The following is a 6,134-nucleotide window of genomic DNA, read 5'->3' on the forward strand; positions in this document are numbered from 1 at the left end:
CGGTTGACCGCGATACGTCGAGTGGGAGAAGGCGCACCACTGCCGGTCGCCTTGGTGCAGCTGCGTACGAAGGAGTCGGCCATGAACGCACAGGGCAACGTCACCGTCATCGGTGGAGGGATCGCCGGACTGACCGCCGCGATCACGGCCGCGGAGGCCGGGGCGAGCGTGGAGCTGCACGAGGCGCACGACACCCTGGGCGGCCGGGGCCGCGCAACTCCCACCCCCTACAAGGCACATGAGGGGCCGCACGTCTTCTACGCCGACCTGGACCACTGGAAGTGGCTCACCGACCGGAACCTGGTGGGCAAGCTGGGGCGGCCCTCGGTGCGGGACCTGAAGCTCGGTTTCGTACGGGAGGGGCGGCTGCGGACGGCGCCGCCTGCCGGGCTGATCCGGATGATGATGCCGGGCCGCCCGCGTACCGCGCCGGTGGGGGTGAGCTTCCACGAGTGGGCCTCGCAACGGTACGGGGAAGCCGCGGCGCGGGCGGCCGCGCGGGCCATCGGGGTGGTCACCTACGACGCGGACACGGGGCGGCTTTCGGCGGCCTTCGTGTGGAGGCTGTGGTGCCGGGTGTTCGCACCGGCGGTGCCGACCGTGCGGTGGGTGGAGGGCGGCTGGCAGGCGGTGCTGGACCGGATGGAGGAGCGGGTGCGGGAGCTGGGGGTGAAGGTCCACCTGGGCGAGCGGACGACCGGGCTGCCGACCGGCCGGCCGGTGGTAGTCGCCACCGAACTCTCCTCCGCTCGAAGGCTTCTGGGAGACGACTCGCTCGCCTGGGAGAGCGGGCACGTGGTGATGCTGGACCTGGCGGTGCGGGCCGGGAAGGAGGGGCGCAAGGACAGGTTCATCGCCTTCGACCTGGACGGCGGGGGCTTTCACGAGTCGTACTCGATGCAGGACCCGACCGTCGCGCCGAAGGGCGAGTCGCTGTTCCAGCTGGACATGCCGGTGCGGGCGGGCGAGAGCCTGGCGGATGCGCGCGGGCGGCTGGAGGGGCTCGCGGACCTTACGGTGCCCGGCTGGCGGGGGCGGGTGACCTGGAGCCGTACGGCCACCGCCAAGGGCCGTACCGGCGCGCTCGACCTGCCCGGTAGGACCTGGGCCGACCGCCCGGCGATCGAGCGCGGCGGGGAGGTCTTCCTGGCCGGGGACATGGTGGCCGCACCGGGAATGCGCGGCGAGATCTCACTCTTCAGCGGCGCCCGGGCCGGAGAGCTCGCGGCGGCCGCGGCGGGGCACGAGACTCCGGCGGCGAAGAAGCTGGACTGGGCGAAGGCTACGGGGCGCGGGTGAAGGAGCGCCGGTAGGAGCGGGGCGGGACGCCCCGGCGGCGTACGAACTGTTCGCGCAGGACGGCGGCGCTCCCGTAGCCGACCCGGTGGGCGATCTCCTCGACCGGCAGATCGGTGGTTTCGAGGAGTTCCTCGGCGGCGGTCAGCCGCAGATTGACCAGCCAGGCGTGCGGGGTGGTGCCGGTCGCGGCGGTGAACCGCCGGGCGAAGGAGCGGCGGCTCATCAGCGCACGGCGGGCCAGCTCGGCGACGGGAAGCGGTTCATGGAGGTGGGCTCGGGCCCAGGCGAGGACGTCGGCGAGGCGTTCGTCCTGGCAGTCCTCGGGGGCGGGTGCCGCCAGGTACTGCGACTGGCCGCCCTCGCGGTGCGAGGGCAGCACCAGATCGCGGGCGACGGCATTGGCGACGGCCGCGCCGTGCTCGCGGCGGACGAGGTGCAGACAGAGGTCGAACCCGGCTGCGGCGCCCGCCCCGGTGACGACCTGCCCCTCGTCGGCGTAGAGGGAGTCGGCGTCGACGGTGGTGCCGGGGTAGCGACCGGCCAGCAGTGCGGCGAACCGCCAGTGGGTGGTGGCCCTGCGTCCGTCGAGCAGCCCGGCCGCGGCGAGCGCGAAGGCGCCCACGCAGTACGCGGCGACCAGGGCGCCCCGTGCGTGGGCGGCATGGAGCGCGTCGAGGACGGGGGCCGGGGGCGGGGTGCGGAAGTCGGCCCAGGGCAGGGCGATGACCAGGTCCGCGGAGGCGATCCGGTCCAGGCCGTGGGTGACGGTGAGGGGGACGCCGAGGTCGGTGAGCACCGGTCCGGGGCGGTCCGTGCAGAGGGCGAAGTCGAAGGCAGGGAGGCCGGGGCGGGGGTCGAAGATCTCGGCGACGAGCCCGACGGCGAGCATGCCGACGCCGGCGGGCGCGTAGGCGGCGATGCGGGTGAAGGGGCGGGTGGGGGCCTGTTCGGGGGTACGCCGGCGGGGGTGCGCCCGCGTCCCCTCGTCGCGGTGCGGTGCGGGGCACACGTCACCGTCGCGGTGCCGGGCGGGGCCGGGGCCGGAAGATTCGCCCAACGGCGAGCGGGCTTCGGCAGGTTGGGCGGGCGTCATGCGGAGAGTCTGGCACGATTCCCGCGATGGGTGGCAGAAGGGCCACTCGTGGGTGCGGGCGGCGGACGGAATCCTTGGGGGCATGACGACAGCGACCGAAGCGCCCCTCACCCGTACCGCCTCCTACACCGTCCTGCACACCGGCTACACCCTCTCGACCGGACCCGGCGTCGCCGCCACCGTCTCCTACGTCACCGACGGCGACCGGCATGTGATCTTCGACCCGGGGATGGTGCCCGGACGCGACAGCATCCTGGGGCCGTTGGCCGAACTCGGCCTGACCGCCGACGACATCACGGATGTGGTGCTGAGCCACCACCACCCGGACAACATCATCAACGTCGGGTTGTTCGGCAGCGCCAGGGTCCACGACCACAAGGCGGTGTACGAGGGCGATCAGTGGACCGACCGGGACGCCGAGGGCTACGAACTGACGCCTTCACTGCGGCTGATCCACACCCCGGGGCACAGCCTGGAGGACGTCACGCTGCTGGCGGGAACGGCGGAGGGGGTGGTGGCGTTCGCGGGCGACCTGTGGTGGCGGCCGAACGGACCGCTGGTCGACCCCGTGTCACCGGACCTGGACGTGCTGCGGGCCTCGCGGCTGCGGGTGCTGGGGCTGGCCGATGTGATCGTGCCGGGGCACGGGGCGGCGTTCGGGGCGAAGGGGGACGTGCCGGTGTAGGCGGCGGGCGGGGCGGGCGAGCGCCGGTGCACCCCACCGCCGGCCTCCTCGGCCCTGGTACCCCTCGGCCCTGGCACGCCTCAGCCCCGGTCCATATCGGCCCTGGCACGCCTCAGCCCCGGTCCATATCGGCCCTGGTACGCCTCCCCCCTCGCCCCCGCACACCTCACCCCTCGTACAACGCGTCGATCTCAGCCCCGTACTTCTCCCTGATCACCCTGCGCCGCAGTTTCAGCGAGGGCGTCAACTCCCCTGATTCGGGGCCCCATTCCTCGTCGAGCAGCCGGTATCGCTTCACCTGTTCGGTACGGTTCAGGCGGGTGTTGGCCGCCTCGACGGCGCGCGCGATCTCCTCCCGTACCGCCGGATGATCGGCGGACACCGGGCCTTCGATGCCCCGGGCGGCCGCCCACGCCGGGGCGGTATCCCCGTCCAGTACCAGCAGCGCCACCACGTAGGAGCGGCCGTCGCCGTGGACCAGGGCCTGGCCGATCAGCGGGTGTTCCTTGAGGGTGTTCTCGACCAGGGCCGGGGAGACGTTCTTGCCGGTCGAGGTGACGATCATTTCCTTCTTGCGGTCGGTCAGCCAGAGGAAGCCGTCCTCGTCGAGGCGGCCGATGTCACCCGTGGCGAACCAGCCGTCGGCGTCCACGGCGGGGTCCAGGGTGCCGTCCGCGCGGAGGTAGCCGGCCAGGACCGTCTCGCCGCGCACCAGGATCTCGCCGTCCTCGGCGACCTTCACCTCCAGCCCTTCCAGCGGGCGGCCGACCGAACCCAGGCGGAAACCGCGGGTGGGGCTGTTGGCGGTGCAGACGCCGACCGTCTCGGTCAGACCCCACGCATCCATGATCACGATCCCGAACCCGGCCCAGAACCGGGTCACTTCGAGCGGCATCGGCGCGGACGCGCTCGCCGTCCAGACCAGCCGGTCGAAGCCGGCGAGGGAGAGCAACGGGTCCAGGACGCGGGCCTTCGCCTCGCGGTACGCCGCTTCCAGGGCGGGCGGGGGCTCCTCACCCCGCTCCCGGCAGCCGACATGGGCGCGCGCCGTCTCCCCCGCCGCGTCCACCGCCGCCCGCTGCTCGGCGGGCAGTCCGGCGAGTGCCGCCTGTACGGAGGCGGCCAGCTTCTCCCACACCCTGGGCACGCCGAAGAACTGGGAGGGGTGCAACTCCCTTGCCGTGGCCGCCACTTGGGAGGTATCGGCGCACAGATACACGTGCGAGGCGCGGAAGACCGGGAGGTAGATGCCCAGCATCCGTTCCGCGATGTGCGCGAACGGCAGGTAGCAGAGGTGCTCGACATGACTGGGGAGGGCGACCACCCGGTCCAGGGAAAGCGCGTTGGCGACCACCATGCGATGGGTGATCGGGACGCCCTTGGGGTCGCCGGTGGTCCCCGAGGTGTAGACGACGGTGAGGAAGTCGTCGGCGCGGGTCTCCCGCCAGGTCTTCTCGAAGGCGTCGGGCCGGTGGAGGCGGCTGCCGGTCGCATGCAGTGAGCCGTACGTCCGGTGGGGCCCCGCCTCGGCCGCCTCGGCCACCACCAGCTTCTCCAGCGGGGACGAGGTGTCGGTCAACACCGTCTCCCAGCGAGGGAGTTCGGCCGCACCTTCGACGATCGCGAAGCGCGCCCCGCTGTGCCGCGCGATGTGCGCGACCTGCTCGGCGGCGGCCGTGCCGTACACCGACACCGGGATGGCGCCGAGGTGGGTGAGGGCGAGGTCGCTCAGCCAGTGCTCGGGCCGGTTGCCCATCATCATCAGGACCTGCTCGCCACGGCGTACGCCAAGCGCCGCGTATCCGGCGGCCAGGACGGCGGTCTTGCGGCGGACCTCGCGCCAGGTGAGCGTGGTCCAGCTCTCGCCGGTGCGCCAGGAGAGGGCGGGGAGGTCGCCGTGATCCTCGGCGTTGCGCAGGAGGAGTGCGGGAAGGGTGAGTTCCGCCGGATCGGCCGGAAGTCGCAGGATCGTGGTCATGACCGCCTCACAACATCTTCGAGGGAGCGGGACATCGACGGGGCCGGTGGACGGAGCAGTCGCCGGGAGGCGGAGCCGTCACCGGTGGACGGAACAGTCACTGTGCGGGTCCGGGCGGCGCCCGCCCGTTCGGGGAGGCTTTCACAACGGTGGTGAGACAGCAATACTGTTGCACCGTACCGACCGTTCACTGCGGTCGACCGAGCGGGCGTACGGAGAACGGGGCACAGCAATGACGACGACCACCGGTACCCGGGAGCCGACGCTCACCGTCGACGAACTGGCCGCACGCGCCGGGGTCACCGTCCGCACCATCCGCTTCTACAGCACCAAAGGCCTCCTCCCGCCCCCGGTGATCGGCCCCCGCCGGGTCGGCCACTACGGTCCCGAGCACCTCTCCCGTCTCGCCCTCATCGAGGAGTTGCAGCACCACGGGATGACGCTGGCCGCCATCGAGCGGTATCTGGAGCAGCTCCCGCCGGACCTGAGCGCGCACGACCTGGCGATTCACCGTGCGCTGGTCGCCTCCTGGGCTCCGGACACGGCGGAGGACGCCACCCGGGCGGAGCTGGAGCGGCGGGCGGGCGGGCCACTGTCGGACGTGGACATCGACCGGCTGGCCGCGATGAACGTGCTGGAGCGGGGCGAGCACCCGGACACCTTCCGGGTGGATCCGGGTCTGCTGGCACTGGGGGTGCAGCTCCTCGGCGTACCCATCGCGCACGAGACGATCCTGGCCGCGCGGACGATTCTGCTGGAGCACACCCGTTCCGCCGCGCGGGAGTTGACGCACCTGTTCCGCGACGAGGTGTGGAGTCCGTACCGGGAGCGGGAGTCGGATCCGGAGCATGTGGAGGCGATGAAGTCGCTGTCCGCGCACATGCAGCCGATGGTGCTCCAGGCGCTGGTGACCGCGTTCCAGCGGTCGCTGAAGGAGGAGCTGCGGGCGGCGTTCGTCGACGAGGGGTGACGGAAAGGGCAGAGAGTGACCGAAAGGGCGGCGGGGGGGGGGGGGGGGGGGGGGGGCGGGGGGCCCCCCCCCCCCCCCCCCCCCCCCCCCGCACACAAGACCGACAAAA

5 protein-coding genes are annotated in these 6,134 nt (G+C 72.6%); 3 read left to right on the forward strand and 2 right to left on the reverse strand.

The features are described 5' to 3' along the window. Positions 1 to 81: 81 nt before the first annotated feature. A complete protein-coding gene (locus ACIA73_RS20600) occupies positions 82 to 1,299 on the forward strand; it encodes an NAD(P)-binding protein (RefSeq protein WP_399440044.1) in 1,218 nt (405 codons plus the stop codon). On the opposite strand, the gene ACIA73_RS20605 is transcribed toward ACIA73_RS20600, so the two are convergent. Beyond that, the gene (locus ACIA73_RS20605) at positions 1,283 to 2,188 is read right to left on the reverse strand and encodes a GlxA family transcriptional regulator (RefSeq protein WP_399440132.1); all 906 of its coding nucleotides are present in this window, start codon (positions 2,186 to 2,188) and stop codon (positions 1,283 to 1,285) included. The genes ACIA73_RS20600 and ACIA73_RS20605 overlap by 17 nt on opposite strands. 286 nt (positions 2,189 to 2,474) lie before the next feature. Between ACIA73_RS20605 and ACIA73_RS20610 the strand changes: the two genes are divergently transcribed. Beyond that, complete coding sequence (locus ACIA73_RS20610; protein ID WP_399440045.1) at positions 2,475 to 3,077, forward strand: MBL fold metallo-hydrolase; 603 nt, start codon at positions 2,475 to 2,477, stop codon at positions 3,075 to 3,077. A 166-nt stretch (positions 3,078 to 3,243) separates the two neighbouring features. Here ACIA73_RS20610 and ACIA73_RS20615 read toward each other — a convergent pair whose 3' ends face one another. Beyond that, complete coding sequence (locus tag ACIA73_RS20615) at positions 3,244 to 5,055, reverse strand: AMP-dependent synthetase/ligase (RefSeq protein WP_399440046.1); 1,812 nt, start codon at positions 5,053 to 5,055, stop codon at positions 3,244 to 3,246. Positions 5,056 to 5,287: 232 nt separating this feature from the next. Here ACIA73_RS20615 and ACIA73_RS20620 point away from each other — a divergent pair, with 232 nt between their 5' ends. After that, positions 5,288 to 6,025, forward strand: coding sequence for a MerR family transcriptional regulator (locus ACIA73_RS20620; RefSeq protein WP_399440047.1), 738 nt, complete (start codon positions 5,288 to 5,290; stop codon positions 6,023 to 6,025). Positions 6,026 to 6,134: the final 109 nt, after the last annotated feature.

Source organism: Streptomyces sp. NPDC051561 (assembly GCF_044454195.1).
Classification (GTDB): Bacteria; Actinomycetota; Actinomycetes; order Streptomycetales; family Streptomycetaceae; genus Streptomyces.